Genomic DNA, 14006 nt, shown 5'->3' on the forward strand with positions numbered 1-14006 from the left:
TCACACCCCGCCCAGCAGGTGCAGCGCGAACCAGATCCAGGCGACGAAAAGGATGCCCGCGCCGAGGAAGAATGCGCGGCTGCGGTGCAGCAAGTAGTTTCTGCCGAGATGCACGAAGGCGTGGACATAGCGCGTGACTATGAACAGCCACATCAGCGCGAGAGTCAGATAGTTCACGCCGTTGGTGACGAACATCGCCAGGCAGAGCACGTGAAAGAGAACGGGCAGTTCGAACTGATTGATCAGATTGTTGGCGACGGTGACGCTCGAGGCCGGCTCGGTCGAGCGGACCTTGTACTGGCTGACCTTGGCCTCACCCGATTTCACAGCCTCATAGCGCCGCTTCAGCATCACAAGATAGACGATGTAGACCAACAGCACATGCGCCAGCATCGGCCAGAAGATCGTCGTCTGGCGCATCTGCCGCCCTCAGCGCCGCCGCTGGCCGGCCACCGCAAATACGGCGATGACGAAGACCGGGATCGCCAGCAGCGCGAATTTGGTGACGGTCAGCGAGGAGGCGAAGGCCAGCGAATCGGGATTGGCCGACTGGAAATCGGACAGCAAGCGCGCCACGGTGAAATTCTGGACGTAGTCGGCGACCGCATAAGGAAGCACCAGCACCAGCGAGAACAATGCCTGCACTTGCGCCGGCATGGCACGGAACGTGCTGAGCCGGCGACCGAAGACGAGGATGAGGCTGACGAGCGTCAGCGACAGCAGCGCCGGGAACAAGAGATCGAAGGTCAAACAGTGCCAGACGATGATGATCTCGCCGCCGCGCCGGCCAAGCGCGGTCAGCCAGGCCATGCCTTCGTCGGGGGTGAAGCCGGCGACGCGGATGTCGAGCGAGGCCAAGCCGCCGCTCAAGCGCTGGAAATAGAGGAACTCCAGCGCCGTCATGACCAGGAAAAGCGCAATCGAGGCGATGGAAAGTGCCGCCGCGTGCCGCGACAGCCGCAGCACCGCCACGCTCAAATCACGCCACAGTCCCCCCTGTCGGTCGGACTGGTCGGCCTCCCGATCAAATTCCGCCCGGGTAATTGGGGCTTTCGCGGGTGATCGTGACGTCATGGGCGTGGCTTTCACGAAGTCCGGCATTGGATATGCGCACAAAGGTGGCGCGCTCGCGGAAGTCTGCAAGGTCACGTCCACCCACATAACCCATAGCGGCTTTCAGGCCGCCCGCAAGCTGGTGCAGAACGCCAGCCACAGGTCCTTTGTAGGGAACCTGCCCTTCAATGCCTTCCGGAACCAGTTTCAACGTATCGCGGACCTCCGCCTGGAAATAGCGATCGGCCGAACCACGCGCCATCGCTCCGACCGAGCCCATGCCGCGGTAAGCCTTGAAGGAGCGGCCCTGGTGCAGATAGACCTCGCCCGGGCTCTCGTCGGTGCCGGCAAGCAGCGAGCCGATCATGGCAGCGCTCGCGCCTGCGGCGAGCGCCTTGGCCAGATCGCCCGAATATTTGATGCCGCCATCGGCAATGACGCTCACGCCGGCCTTGCTGGCCGTCTCGACCGCCGACATGATCGCCGACAATTGCGGGACGCCGACACCGGCCACGATTCGCGTGGTGCAGATCGAGCCCGGGCCGATGCCCACCTTGACGGCGTCGGCGCCGGCGTCGATCAGCGCCTTTGTGCCGTCGGCGGTGGCGACGTTGCCGGCCAGGATGCGCACGGAGTTGGACAGCTTCTTGGCCCGCGCCACCGCGTCCAGCACGCGCTGCGAATGGCCATGCGCGGTGTCGATGACAAGCAGGTCGACCCCGGCGTCGATCAGACGCTCGGCGCGCTCGAAACCATCATCGCCGACGCTGGTGGCGGCGGCGGCGCGCAGGCGGCCCTGCGCGTCCTTGGTGGCATGCGGATTGAGCTGCGACTTTTCGATGTCCTTGACGGTGATCAGGCCGACGCAGTTGCCCTTCCGGTCGACCACCACCAGCTTCTCGATTCGGTGCTTGTGCAGCAGGCGCTTGGCCTCGTCCTGGTCGACATTCTCCTTGACCGTGATCAGGTTCTCACGGGTCATCAACTCATAGACCTTCTGCGCCGGATCCGAGGCGAAGCGCACGTCGCGGTTGGTGAGGATACCAACCAGGCGGCCGACCGTGTGGCCGCCGGTGCCGCCATTCTCGACCACCGGAATGCCGGAAATGCTGTTGGAGCGCATCAGCGCCAGCGCGTCGGCAAGCGTGGCGTCCGGACCGATGGTGACCGGGTTCACCACCATGCCGGATTCGAATTTCTTGACCTGCCGGACCTGCTCGGCCTGCTCGGCGGGCGTCAGATTGCGGTGGATGACGCCGATGCCGCCGGCCTGCGCCATGGCGATCGCCAGCCGGGCCTCGGTGACGGTATCCATGGCCGCAGACAGGATCGGCACGTTGAGGTCGATATCGCCGGCAATGCGGGTGCGGATGTCGGTTTCGCCCGGCATCACCTCGGAATGGCCGGGCTGCAGGAGCACGTCGTCGAAGGTCAGCGCCAGCGCGCCGGTGGACGTTTCGATGATTTTTCCCATGGCCAGTCCTTTTGAATGCGGAAAAGGCGCTGAACCGATTGGCCAGCGCCGACTCTCATCTTCCCTTTCAGGATTGGCGGTGGCTGGTAACACGTCCCGGGACGGAAGAAAAGCCGGTCGTTGCGCGGCGCACATGCTTCCTATTTGGTGCCCAGCAGATCGTGGAGCAACTCGTGGCGCGGTGACACAAAGGGATTGACGATGGTGACGCCGCCCCAAGTGAAGCCATGCTGCAGGTCCTCCGACAAGAGTAACCGGCAAGCCGATAGCGAGGCTGTGGACAGAATGACGGCATCCCAAATACCGAAGCGATGGTCGGCGGCCAAGTCTACGGCCATCATCATCGCCTCGGGCGTCGTTCGGGCAACCGGGAACGCATCGCGCCAGTTCAAAAGTGCGTCCCGGGCTTCTGGATGCGATCGACCTGCCTTGCGCACCAACACATTGAACAATTCGCCAAGAGCCTGAACAGGAATGACCGTCCCCTCTTGCGGAACGTTAGCCAGCAGTTCGAGGACGACCTCGCGTTTTTCCGCGTCGTTCACACCTTCCGCGTAGGCAAGAACATTGGTGTCGATTGCGACCTTCACCGGTCGTCCTCATAAAGTTCGTCGCGGGTCCATTTTTCCGCGTCAACAACAGGCTGGCGCCTGAGACGCGACAGCAGGGACGCCCGCGAGCGGGAAGCCACGCCTTCGCTCTTCTCGGCGGGCACAATCCGAGCCACAGGCCGGCCATGACTGGTCACGACATAGCTCTGGCCATCCCGCACGCCGCGAAGAATGAGGGAAAACTTGCGATTGGCGTCGGCAGCAGAAACGGCTTCATCCACGACTTGCGCCTAGATTGTAGTTATATACACTACAATAATGATCAGCATCACTCTCGGCAAGCAGTAGCAATGACCAACAGCGGTGCGTTCGCGTAAAAGTGACAGCAATTTAATGCGACACCCGGGCCAAGGCGTGATAACCGCCCGAGCTTGCCGGCTCGCCCCCAAGCCAGGCTGCAGATTCGCGAAGACAATCAGGGCGTTCCCTTGAACCGCATCATCCCGCTCATCCTAGCGGTCGCACTTTTCATGGAGAACATGGATTCGACCGTAATCGCCACGTCGCTGCCGGCGATCGCGATCGACATCCACACCAGTCCGATCGCGCTGAAACTGGCGCTGACGGCCTATCTGGTGTCGTTGGCGATCTTCATTCCGATCAGCGGCTGGATGGCGGACCGGTTCGGGGCCAAGACCGTGTTTCGCTCCGCTATCGGCGTCTTCATTGCCGGCTCTGTCGCCTGCGCGTTTTCCAATTCGCTGCCGGCTTTCGTGGTGTCGCGCTTCCTGCAAGGCATAGGCGGCGCGATGATGACGCCGGTCGGCCGACTGGTGCTGGTGCGCGCCACGCCAAAAAGCGAGCTGGTCGCGGCGATGTCCTGGCTGACCGTGCCTGCGCTGGTCGGCCCCCTGGTCGGCCCGCCGATCGGCGGCTTCATCACCACCTATCTGACCTGGCACTGGATCTTTCTGATCAACGTACCGATCGGGCTGCTGGGCATCTGGCTCGCCACGCGGTTCTTGCCCGAGACCGAGCCTGCGGAGACACCGCCGCTCGATTTCCCCGGATTTGTGCTCAGCGGTCTCGCGGCGTCCGGCGTCGTCTTCGGCCTTTCCGTCGTCAGCCTGCCGGCGCTGCCGCCGATGGCCGGATTCATCACGGTGGCGGTCGGAGTGCTCTCCGGGGTGCTCTATCTCATCCACGCCCGCCGCGCCAAGAACCCGCTGCTGGCGCTGGAGCTATTCCGCAACCAGGTCTTCCGATCCTCGGTGCTCGGCGGCTCGCTGTTTCGCATCGGCATCGGCGCGGTCCCGTTCCTTCTGCCGCTGATGTTCCAGATCGGTTTCGGGCTGACACCGTTCCAGTCGGGCATGATCACCTTCGTCTCGGCCATCGGCGCCATCGGCATGAAGTTCGCGACGGCGCTGCTCTTCCGGCTCGCCGGCTTCCGCCGCGTGCTGATCTGGGGCTCGCTGATTGCAGCCGTCTCGATCGCCATCTACGGCCTGTTCACGCCCGACACGCCCTACACGCTGATGCTGGCTATCCTTTTGGTCGGCGGCTTCATCCGCTCGATGTTCTTCACCGGCGTCAACGCGCTCTCCTATGCCGAGATCACGCCCGCCGACACCAGCAAGGCGACACCGATCACGGCGGTCTTCCAGCAATTGTCGATCGCCATGGGCGTGGCGCTGGCCGGCGGCATCCTCGAAGTGTCGACCTCCATCCATGGCGGGCCACTGACCTTGAGCGACTTCCACATCGCCTTTTTCATCGTAGCGGCCGTCTCGGCGGCCTCATCGATCACCTTCATGCGGCTCGCGCCGGAGGCCGGCAATGCCGTCTCGGGACACGGCCGGCTGATCACGCCGAAGACGCTGGAATCGGTGGGCACGGCAGGGAAGTAGAGCGCGGTGCGCTCTCCCGTAACATCGTCATTTTAGGGCGGAGCGACGCGAAACGGAGCGCAGACCCTAGAGTGACGAGGTCCCGGGACCCTTGAACTCCTTGGCCAGCAGGTAAAGCTCCACCGATTCATCGCGCGAGGCCGGCGGCTTCACATGATGGACGGACCGAAAATTCTGCTTCAGCAATGACAAGAGCTCGTTCTCGGCGCCGCCCTGGAAGGTTTTGGCGAGGAAATGCCCCCCGGGCCTGAGCACGTGCAGCGCGAAATCGGCTGCGACTTCGCACAGATGCATGGTGCGCAGATGATCGGTGCGGCGGTGGCCGGTGGTCGGCGCCGCCATATCGGACAGCACCACATCCGGCCGGCCGCCCAGCGCCTCGGCAAGCCTCCGCGGCGCATCGGGGTCGAGGAAATCCATCTGCAGGATGACGGCGCCCGGAACGGCATCCATTTCGAGATAGTCGATGCCGACGACATGCGGACTCTCGGCTGTTGACTTCGTCCGCGCTGCCGCCACCTGGCACCAGCCGCCGGGGGCGGCACCCAGGTCGATGACCTTCATGCCGGGCTTCAGCAGATGATGCTTATCGTCGATCTCGATCAGCTTGTAGGCCGCGCGGGAGCGATACCCGTCCGCCTTGGAGCGCTGCACATAAGGATCGTTCATGTGGCGCTCGAGCCAGCGGCGCGAGGATTCCTTCAGGCCGCTCTTTTTCTTGATCCGGGTCTTGAGAACGCGAATGCTTCCCGAACCCGACTTTTCAGGCTTCTTGCTCACGATCGGCCGCCACGCCAAACGCCGTCATCGGCCATCAATTCGCTCAGGATTCCCTCGCGCAAGCCGCGGTCGGCGACACGCAGCCGCTCGGACGGCCACACGCCACGGATCGCCTCGAGAATGGCGCAGCCGCCGAGCACGAGGTCGGCGCGGTCGGCGCCGATGCAAGGGTTGGCGCAACGCTGCTGGAAATCCCAGCCGATCAGCCGCTCGATCATGCGATCGACGCTGTCGCGGTCCATCCACAGCCCATCGACGCGGCGGCGGTCGTAGCGCTCGAGATCGAGATGCACGCCGGCCAGCGTCGTCACCGTGCCGGAGGTGCCAAGCAGATGGAAGTTGGGGCTGGCCAGCACATGCGCGAGCCGGTCGCGGCCGTCGAAGGCCTTCAGCCGCGCCGCAACGTCGTCGACCATGGCGGCAAAGGTCTCGCGCGTGACAGTGCGGCCGCCGAAGCGCTCGGCGAGCGAGACGACGCCGACGGGCAGCGACGTCCAAGAGACGATGTGGTTTGCGAGCCGTGGAGAACGCCGTCCCGTCAAGTCGATCAGCGCTATTTCGGACGAGCCGCCGCCAATGTCGAACAGCACCACGCCCTGCGTATCGCGCTCAACCAGCGAGCCGCAGCCGGAGACGGCAAGGCGCGCCTCGGTCTGGCGGTCGATGATCTCGAGCTTCAGCCCGGCCTCGCGCTCGACGCGATCCAGGAACTCGACGCCATTGGCTGCCGAACGGCAGGCCTCGGTGGCGATCAGCCTGGCTTTCCTGATCTTGCGGTTGCGCAGCTTCTCGCCGCAGATCTTCAGCGCCTCGACAGCACGATCCATCGCCGCCTGGCCGAGCCGGCCGCTGGCCGTCAGCCCCTCGCCTAGCCTGACGATGCGCGAGAAAGCGTCGATGACCCGGAATTGGCCGTGACGTCCAGGCACCGCGACCAGCAACCGGCAATTGTTGGTGCCCAGGTCGAGCGCGGCGAAGACAGGCAATTCCTGCTGGGGCGGACGTGGCGGAGATTGGGGCGGCGGCCTTCGCTCAGCCTGCAAGGGCGGGCTCTGAGGCTGGCTTGCCGTCGTGCTGGCGGGCGCGGCAGGCTGCACGGCGCCGTTCTCGTCACGCGCGAACACCTTGCGACCGCGCTTGCGCTTGCGGCGCTTTCGCGTCTTGCCTTTCGGCTGATCGGCATGCTGATCGGCCTGACTTGCGCCAGTTTGTCTCTGGCCGGCATCTTTGGGGCCGGCATGTTTGGGGCCGGTGCGTCGGGGGTCGGCATGTCTCTGGTGCGAACCCGCATGGCGGCTGAATCGCACCGGGTGCGGGCTCGCCGACTGCGCCGGCGATGCCCCGGACATGCCCACTGCCGACGCGCCCGCGCCGGTATCGTGGTCTTCCACTTCAGTTCCTTCCGGCGCCGCGCGAACCGGGAACGGACGCAGCAGGCACCTCGATCTGTTTCAAGTTGGCAACAGAGTAGCAGTGCCGTTCGCAATCACCAAGAGTGCGAGGCTCTAAATTTGGCAGCATCACGTTGGGGCAATGTCTTGCCGGTTGAATAGCCGGCTTCAATCAGGCATGTCTCAAATGCGGGTTCGAAGGGGTTGGGCGATGGCAATATCAAATCAATGAGCTGCAACGCATGATGACGACGCCATGAATTGGAGGCGCTATTTCTGGCCGGTCATAGGCATCGCAGCCGTCGCGTTTTCACTGTGGCTGCTCATCCACGAACTGCGCGGTATTTCGTTGAACGATGTCTGGATCGGCATCGCCGCCATCCCTCCGCGCGACTGGGTGCTGGCGGCGATGAGCTCGGTCGTCGCCTATGCCTCGCTCGCCGGTTACGACCACATAGCGCTGCTGCATATCGGCAAAAAAGTATCGTGGCTGTTCGTCACGTTGTGCTCCTTCACCACCTACGCGGTGTCGCACAATATCGGCGGCTCGGTGTTTTCCGGCGCGGTGATCCGCTATCGCGCTTACGCCACGCGCGGACTGACTGGCCAGGAGGTCGGAGTGCTGGTGGCGATCTGCTGGTTCACCTTCATCCTCTCCAGCGTTTTCCTCGGCGGCCTCGTTCTGCTGTTCGAACCGCAGATCATCGATCGCTTCAGCGGCGCGCCGCATCACGGCGCCGCCTTCGCCGCGGGGCTCGCCATGCTCATCCTCGTCGGCGCCTATGCCTTCGGCAGCTGGCTTCGGCTGAGACCGCTGAAGATCGGCAGCTTCCAGCTCCACTACCCGGCGCTGCCGATCGTGGCGCGACAGTTGCTGGTCGGGCCGGTCGAGCTGCTGGCCGCCGCTGCGATCATCTATTTCGCCCTGCCGGAGGCCGGCAATCCCGGCTATTTTGTCGTGCTCGGCGTGTTCATGGTCTCGTTCTCGATCGGGCTCCTGTCGCATGCGCCGGGCGCGCTTGGCGTCTTCGAGGTCGTCTTCCTCACCGGCCTTTCCGACATGGATCCCGTGGGCGTGCTCGCCGCGCTTCTGGTGTTCCGCCTGTTCTATCTCATCATTCCGCTTCTGATCGGCCTCTGCCTAGTGCTGTATTTCGAGCATTCGCAGTACAGCAAGGGGAGCAGTTGAACCCCTACCTCCGTCTCAGCAAGAGAGCCAATCCATGTCGCCCAAAAGCGCAGACGGATTTTGGTCGAACGACATGCATCCGACAAAGGCTCAAAAAAGCCTGCGATTGAACTCAGCTGCGGGCTTGACTATTTTCCGATGGCGGCTACAAGGCAGCGCTCGCGGCACATGAGCCGCTTGGCTAGCGCGATACCAGACGCGCCTGCTGGGGAATAGGTTAACGGTAGACCCACGGACTCTGACTCCTCCTCTATCCGTTTATTTTCAAATATTTAGACCTGCATCTCCTGTCTAACCGCTTGTAGAATATCAAGGCGTTAGCGGCTGAATTGTCTAACTTTCAGAGCGCGTTCGGAGTGATCTTTCCGCCTTTGACGGGATTGTTTAAAGGCGCCCGGGTCGCCCAGCGATCGAACCTGATCGCCCTGCCCCGTTCGGCCGCGAACGTGCCCACGGTCGATTGCAGGTCTCCGTCCGTCTCATCCATTCCGATCGCACGCAGCGCGGCCATGCCTGCGGCGATCGAGACCGGGCCTGGGTTGTCGGCGAGCAACTTCTGCAGAACAGTCGCGATCTCAGCCATGACGTTTGTCAGCTCCATATCTGTCGGCATTGGCGATGAATTCGGTATAGGAGACCTCGAGCTGAGCAACGGCCTGCTCCTTGGTGTCTTCGCGTCCTGAAAAACCTCCAGTACGGCCGGTATCGGGATCCCGTCCATTCACGAACCAGGCCCAGCGGCCGCGCTGGTCCCCGCTGATCACGGTCATGATGCGACCGGCCCCAAAGCCGGTGTGCATTGCTGAAAAATCGCGCGGGTAAGATTGCTTGCCGATCACTGTCCTTGCCCATTGCAGGTGGACGCGGCCGCCGCGGTCGCGGACGAATTCAAAGGCCTGCGGCCTTCGCTCGACGGTGGCGACAACCTTTCCGGCCGGGTCGAGCACCCGGTAGCCGTTCTCGGTAGCCTCGACCTCAAAGCGCTCCTTCATGGCCGGAACCGCTCGGTGTGCCACACGATCTTGCCGTCGACTTTCGTCGGCTTGTGGATGACGAGCTTCCTCGGCAGGTGGTCGGGGTGCAGCTCGAGCAGCGTCAGCTTGATGTCGGGCCTGCAGCGGCTGCAGTCGAACTTCAGCTTGAAAGGGTCGGCGCCGCCGCCATAGACCATCATCAGGTCGGCCGACCGGCAGTAGCGCACGTTGCCGCAGGCGCACTCCACCTTCAGCAGCAAATTGTGCCGGGTCGCCTTGCCCAGCGTATCGACCTTCTCGTGCGCCATGAGAACGAAATGAGAACAAATTCCTTGTCCGTCAAGCCGGTTTATGGAATCTTTTCGCCATGAGCGACGAGCCAACACGCCCTTCTGAGGCCACCCGACCGCGCGAGCGCGTAGCAGTCCTCGGCCATGTCTGCGAACACGCCGGTTGCGGCAAGGATGCCGGCTGGGGCTTTGCCAAGCCGACGCAGGCGCCCCACTGGTTCTGCTTTCAACACCGGGCAGAGGGCGAGCATTACCTTTAGGTACGCGGCCGCAGGGCGTGAGGTTCCAGCAACTTCGTCAACACTTCCAGAAGGCGCCGCTCCGGGGTAGGCTTCCCGACATTTGGCGCACCCGCTAGAACGACCCCGCCGACAAGCTCCGGCCGGTCATAAGCACTCGCCACGGCGAATGGCACATTGAGGCTGCTCAACTTTTCCGCCACTGGGGTGACCAGTTCATTGCCCACATTTACGTCGAGCAATGCGACAGAGGGCAGTTCGCGTTCCAACAGCCGGGAAGCTGCCGCTACGGACGCAACTGGCCCAATCACACGCCAGCCCTGCCGTTCGAGTATGGATTTGAGGTCCATCGCGATCAGAAATTCATCTTCCACGATGAGGACCGTCTTGTGCACCCGGAGTTCAATCTGCTTGGCTCACCCTCGTGAGCGGAAGGATCATCCGTACCTTTAAACCGGTGGGCGCGTAGGTAGGTTCCACCTTGCCCCCTTGGTCGTATGCTATGGCGAACTGGATCAACTGGGTCCCGAAGCCGGTCGAAACCGGCGGGGTCACTCTGGGGCCTCCGGTTTCAGTCCACGTGAGCCGGAGGAGCCGGGGCTCTGCTTCCTCAACCTCCCAGTGGACGTGGATCTGTCCGCCTGCTTTCGACAGTGCCCCGTATTTGAGAGCATTCGTCGACAGCTCATGTAGCGCAAGCCCGAGAGACATCAATCTCTTGCTATCCAGTTTAACAGGAGGTCCGTTGTCGATCTTTACAGCGTTGGGGCTGACCGTGAACGGTTCGAGCGCATGTGCTACCAGCGCGGCGAGGTCGCCATCGCCGCCGCCGACAAACCCTTGGTCATTCGCGTCCACCACGGCCGTAAGCCGGCCAAGGAACGCGTCTCGATATGCCTCCCCCGACACGCCTTCAGCCTTGGTCTGGTTGGCGAGTGCCCTGACCAGTCCGAGCAGGTTTTTCATCCGATGGCGAAGCTCGCCGAAGAGAACTTCAAACTCGGCCTCTCTGCGGGTTCGTTCAGTGGCATCGACCAGCGACAGCAACATGATGGTGCCGTCGTCTTCCTGATTGATGGTGCGAGCCGTAACCAGCATGGTCCGCCGCCCGATGCCGGGGAAATCGTGCTCCACCTTGTAGTCGATAACAGCGGCGCTCTTCGGGATCACGTCCGTGAGCAGGCGACGCAGTTCGGGAATATCCCACTGACCATCTCCCAGATCGTAGATACGCTTCCCTATAGTATCGTCGCGCCGGACTTTGAATGTTCGGAAGAACGCACGGTTGGCGCTCTGGACGCAGAGTGCGCCGTCGAGCACCAGCAAAGGAACAGGGACCGTATCCACGATCCCCTGTGCCTGCACATGGCCTGTCCGCAATATCCGGTAGAGGTCTTCCAAGTTCACCATGGTTACGCCCAGACAAGATGACCTACGGTATTAGGCAGCGGGTCAATCCACAACCCTGACGCCGGCAAGGCGATGGCCTTCCCGACCGCCTTGTGGCGCGGCGTTGCCTTTAGGGCTCATACCAAAAGTCCTTTAGCGACGCGTGGCGGAGCCTCTCCTCGCCCTTGAGGAACCTGACCCGCCCCACCAGACCCGGCTTGAGCCACTCGGCCTTCTCTTTGGCGAGCCCTTTCGGCGGCGGTGCGCCAGCCTTCCCTTGTACGCGATCCCACAGAGCCTGGCGCTTTTCCGCCTTGAACGTCACGAAGGCGCCGCCCATGTAGCGGCCCTTGTCGGCCATCAGCACCATCGCCGGCTTGCCGCGCTCGCGCTGCACGCCGATGATCTCCATCACCTTTTCGTCGAAGCATTTGATCTTGCGCCAGATCGTCGTCGGGCCGCTGCGATAGACGCTGTCCAGCCGCTTCGAGACGATGCCTTCGAGGTTTGCCTCGCAAGCAAGATGGTAGACGGTGTCGCCCGTGCCAGGCAGCGCCTCGTTGAACTGGATGCGCCCGCCGGCCGGAACAAGCGCCTGCAGCACCTCGCGCCGGTCCTTGAGCGGAATATCACGCAAGTCGTGGCCGTTGAGGTGGAGAAGGTCGAAGGCGACGAGATAGAGATCTTGCGGCCTGCGCGTGATGGCCGAGCGGAGCGCGTGGAAGTCAGACAGACCCCTCTCATTGAGCACGATCGCCTCGCCCTCGATGATGAAGCTTTCCGCGTTCAGCTTCTCGGCTTCAGCGGCGAGCGGCCGGTATTTTGCCGTCCAGTCGATGCCGCTCTTGGTGTAGAGGCGGATGCCATCGGCATCCTTGATCACCTGCGTCCGGTAGCCGTCGAATTTGATTTCGTGGCACCACTCGGCGCCGGCCGGCGGATTGTCGAATCGCTCCGGCTCCATCGGCTTGATGAAGCTGAGCCTGACGCCGTCCCTACGCATGCACACATCCCCGAACGGCGATTCAATAGCGCAGCGTTCTTTCGGTTCCGTTAGCGGTGGCTAAAGAAAGCGGGAACTTTCAAGGCGTCATCAATGTTCTTCAACATTCAGGAGGAGCACACCATGGCAGATGACAAGAGCAAGCGGGACTTCCGAGACCGGGACAGGGTCTCGGCCGACGAGGACTATGAGGTGGAGTATTTCGCCCAGAAGGTTGGGCTGACGGCCCAACAGGTTCGCGAACTGATCAAAAAGCACGGCAATGATCGGGCCACTCTCGAGCGCGCGGCGAAGGCCCTCGGACAAAGGTGAGGGAATGCCCCGATACCAGGTGGAAGAGCTTTACGGCGAAGAAGTCGTCTCATCGCAAATTGTTGACGCCGAAGAGCCGCTAAAGGCAGTGGAGCTTGTCGCTGCCGCGCCCGTCTCTACGAGAGCTTTGCAGGAGCACTGGTTCCGAGTGATCGACGAACAGGCGAGCAGCATCTCGGAGTTCAGCGCGGCTGAGCCCGTGGCGCGGGATTTCTCGAAATGAGCGGCAGCCGAATAAACGATCCGGACTGCCGCGCCGCCCTGCGCCTAATCCGCGCGACGATCGAGGAGTATTGCCCGCGAGGTGTCCTGAGAGCAAGGAGCAGGTAAACGGCCATTATGGCCCATGTCCCGGCTTGAGCGCTCTGCCGGCCGTGCCGCTCCCGGCTATTTCCGCATGATCCATTCGAGCATCTGTGGATCAACCACCTTATTGCCGGTGTAGGTCTCGATCAGGTCAGCGGCCAGTTGCCGCCACTCGCTTTCCGGCAGCTTCTTGTCGTGGACTTCGTTGCGGAACGCTGATCGAATGATTTCGACATCCATTGCTGTTAAGTGTGATTTCGCCATGGGACTACCCTCAAAAGCGCAGGGCGAAAACAATTCCCGCGCCACGGCGAAATTATACCGCGTACCGGCTGTCGCTTCGAGTCCGAAATGGAAAGCCCGCTGCCACTCGGGAGAGATTGGCAACGGGCTCCTGCGATCTACCTGTGGGAGCGGCTACACCCCTGAGGGTTCGCCGATATTAACGCTGAACCGAGAGCCTGGTTGCAGACAATTTTATGTACATTAGAACAAGCTTGACTGACCGATGAGCCGCCCCAGACTCGCTATATGGCGAAGGGCAGCATCAAGGTCGGAGACAGGGTTGCGATCACCGCAACGATTCGCAAGCGGGTGACGGAGGACAGGGTCGCTGTATTGATCCCCTCCTATGGTCAACCGCATTCGATCGTTGATCGGACGCCACACATCAGCAGCGGGCAGAAGATCGAGCTAACGGGCGAGGTCACACGCGTCGACGACGACACTGTAACGGTTGGGGGCAAGGATCTTGGCATCACAGTCAAGGCGAGCGCTGTGCGCCTTGTGACGAGCTACGTTGCACCCAAGAGGAAGAGACCATTGGCTAACAAGGCAAATTAGTGCCTTTGGGATGCAAAAAGCCCGCCGGCCGGAGCCCGCGGGCTTGATGTGCTGCCAGGCGCTAAGGTCTACCCGACAGGGCCAGAAACAATGATCACCTGTGCTGCGATGGCCCCAAGGCGATCGCGCTTGTGGAGAGTTGGCTTCTCATAAGTCTTCTTCATGGGTATCCCCCGGTTGATCCCTCAAACGGGACAAAATTGACCCGTGACATCTCTGATTGTTGACTAGGGCGGGTGCGCCGCTGGATCCAGGCTGAATTAGCAGACACACGATACCCGGCCTGCGGGGTGAGTCGGGGG

The 14006-nt window shown here is 62.4% G+C and carries 19 protein-coding genes; 5 read left to right on the plus strand and 14 right to left on the minus strand.

Annotation, left to right across the window (positions count from 1 at the left end):
• From P9272_RS18260 to P9272_RS18280, 5 genes are all read right to left on the minus strand, one after another.
• Window positions 1-420 carry an MAPEG family protein gene (locus P9272_RS18260; RefSeq protein WP_278161592.1) on the minus strand — a complete coding sequence of 140 codons (420 nt, stop codon included), beginning with the start codon at window positions 418-420 and terminating at the stop codon, window positions 1-3.
• Window positions 421-429: 9 nt separating this feature from the next.
• On the minus strand, window positions 430-978 hold the full coding sequence (locus tag P9272_RS18265; RefSeq protein WP_278161593.1) for a hypothetical protein: 549 nt from the start codon (window positions 976-978) through the stop codon (window positions 430-432).
• A gap of 46 nt (window positions 979-1024) precedes the next feature.
• Window positions 1025-2527 (minus strand): IMP dehydrogenase, encoded by a 1503-nt coding sequence (gene guaB, locus P9272_RS18270; RefSeq protein WP_278161594.1) that lies wholly within the window; start codon window positions 2525-2527, stop codon window positions 1025-1027.
• Window positions 2528-2667: 140 nt separating this feature from the next.
• The gene (locus tag P9272_RS18275) at window positions 2668-3117 is read right to left on the minus strand and encodes a PIN domain-containing protein (RefSeq protein WP_278161595.1); all 450 of its coding nucleotides are present in this window, start codon (window positions 3115-3117) and stop codon (window positions 2668-2670) included.
• Window positions 3114-3359 carry a type II toxin-antitoxin system prevent-host-death family antitoxin gene (locus P9272_RS18280; RefSeq protein WP_128260445.1) on the minus strand — a complete coding sequence of 82 codons (246 nt, stop codon included), beginning with the start codon at window positions 3357-3359 and terminating at the stop codon, window positions 3114-3116. Before P9272_RS18280 ends, P9272_RS18275 begins: the two co-directional genes overlap by 4 nt.
• Before the next feature lie 207 nt (window positions 3360-3566).
• Here P9272_RS18280 and P9272_RS18285 point away from each other — a divergent pair, with 207 nt between their 5' ends.
• A complete protein-coding gene (locus P9272_RS18285; protein ID WP_128260446.1) occupies window positions 3567-4988 on the plus strand; it encodes an MFS transporter in 1422 nt (473 codons plus the stop codon).
• Window positions 4989-5054: 66 nt separating this feature from the next.
• Here P9272_RS18285 and P9272_RS18290 read toward each other — a convergent pair whose 3' ends face one another.
• Together P9272_RS18290 and P9272_RS18295 are read right to left on the minus strand one after the other, a co-directional pair.
• Window positions 5055-5768: an RlmE family RNA methyltransferase gene (locus P9272_RS18290; protein WP_278161596.1), complete on the minus strand. Its 714-nt coding sequence runs from the start codon at window positions 5766-5768 to the stop codon at window positions 5055-5057.
• Window positions 5765-7159: a Ppx/GppA phosphatase family protein gene (locus P9272_RS18295; protein ID WP_128260448.1), complete on the minus strand. Its 1395-nt coding sequence runs from the start codon at window positions 7157-7159 to the stop codon at window positions 5765-5767. Before P9272_RS18295 ends, P9272_RS18290 begins: the two co-directional genes overlap by 4 nt.
• A gap of 256 nt (window positions 7160-7415) precedes the next feature.
• On the opposite strand from P9272_RS18295, the gene P9272_RS18300 reads away from it, so the two are divergent.
• The gene (locus P9272_RS18300) at window positions 7416-8348 is read left to right on the plus strand and encodes a YbhN family protein (RefSeq protein WP_278161597.1); all 933 of its coding nucleotides are present in this window, start codon (window positions 7416-7418) and stop codon (window positions 8346-8348) included.
• 340 nt (window positions 8349-8688) lie between these two features.
• Here the strand turns inward: P9272_RS18300 and P9272_RS18305 are convergent, their stop codons facing one another.
• The 6 genes from P9272_RS18305 to P9272_RS18330 form a co-directional block, all read right to left on the minus strand.
• Window positions 8689-8931 (minus strand): hypothetical protein, encoded by a 243-nt coding sequence (locus P9272_RS18305; RefSeq protein ID WP_278161598.1) that lies wholly within the window; start codon window positions 8929-8931, stop codon window positions 8689-8691.
• Window positions 8924-9340: a hypothetical protein gene (locus P9272_RS18310; RefSeq protein WP_278161599.1), complete on the minus strand. Its 417-nt coding sequence runs from the start codon at window positions 9338-9340 to the stop codon at window positions 8924-8926. The genes P9272_RS18305 and P9272_RS18310 overlap by 8 nt, the downstream gene beginning before the upstream one ends.
• Window positions 9337-9630 carry a hypothetical protein gene (locus tag P9272_RS18315; RefSeq protein ID WP_278161600.1) on the minus strand — a complete coding sequence of 98 codons (294 nt, stop codon included), beginning with the start codon at window positions 9628-9630 and terminating at the stop codon, window positions 9337-9339. Before P9272_RS18315 ends, P9272_RS18310 begins: the two co-directional genes overlap by 4 nt.
• 238 nt (window positions 9631-9868) lie before the next feature.
• Complete coding sequence (locus tag P9272_RS18320; RefSeq protein WP_278161601.1) at window positions 9869-10246, minus strand: response regulator; 378 nt, start codon at window positions 10244-10246, stop codon at window positions 9869-9871.
• A 7-nt stretch (window positions 10247-10253) separates the two neighbouring features.
• Window positions 10254-11261, minus strand: coding sequence for an HWE histidine kinase domain-containing protein (locus P9272_RS18325; protein WP_347404056.1), 1008 nt, complete (start codon window positions 11259-11261; stop codon window positions 10254-10256).
• Between the two features lie 109 nt (window positions 11262-11370).
• Window positions 11371-12243 (minus strand): ATP-dependent DNA ligase, encoded by an 873-nt coding sequence (locus tag P9272_RS18330; protein WP_278161602.1) that lies wholly within the window; start codon window positions 12241-12243, stop codon window positions 11371-11373.
• A gap of 123 nt (window positions 12244-12366) precedes the next feature.
• Here P9272_RS18330 and P9272_RS18335 point away from each other — a divergent pair, with 123 nt between their 5' ends.
• Together P9272_RS18335 and P9272_RS18340 are read left to right on the plus strand one after the other, a co-directional pair.
• Window positions 12367-12555: a DUF3606 domain-containing protein gene (locus tag P9272_RS18335; RefSeq protein WP_278161706.1), complete on the plus strand. Its 189-nt coding sequence runs from the start codon at window positions 12367-12369 to the stop codon at window positions 12553-12555.
• Window positions 12556-12574: 19 nt separating this feature from the next.
• Window positions 12575-12778 carry a hypothetical protein gene (locus P9272_RS18340; RefSeq protein WP_278161603.1) on the plus strand — a complete coding sequence of 68 codons (204 nt, stop codon included), beginning with the start codon at window positions 12575-12577 and terminating at the stop codon, window positions 12776-12778.
• 164 nt (window positions 12779-12942) lie between these two features.
• On the opposite strand, the gene P9272_RS18345 is transcribed toward P9272_RS18340, so the two are convergent.
• Window positions 12943-13125 (minus strand): hypothetical protein, encoded by a 183-nt coding sequence (locus P9272_RS18345; RefSeq protein ID WP_278161604.1) that lies wholly within the window; start codon window positions 13123-13125, stop codon window positions 12943-12945.
• 267 nt (window positions 13126-13392) lie between these two features.
• Between P9272_RS18345 and P9272_RS18350 the strand changes: the two genes are divergently transcribed.
• Entirely contained in the window at window positions 13393-13704 is a 312-nt protein-coding gene (locus tag P9272_RS18350) for a hypothetical protein (RefSeq protein WP_278161605.1), read from the plus strand.
• Window positions 13705-14006: the final 302 nt, after the last annotated feature.

Origin of the sequence: Mesorhizobium sp. WSM4976, from assembly GCF_029625685.1 — a bacterium.
Classification (GTDB): Bacteria; Pseudomonadota; Alphaproteobacteria; order Rhizobiales; family Rhizobiaceae; genus Mesorhizobium.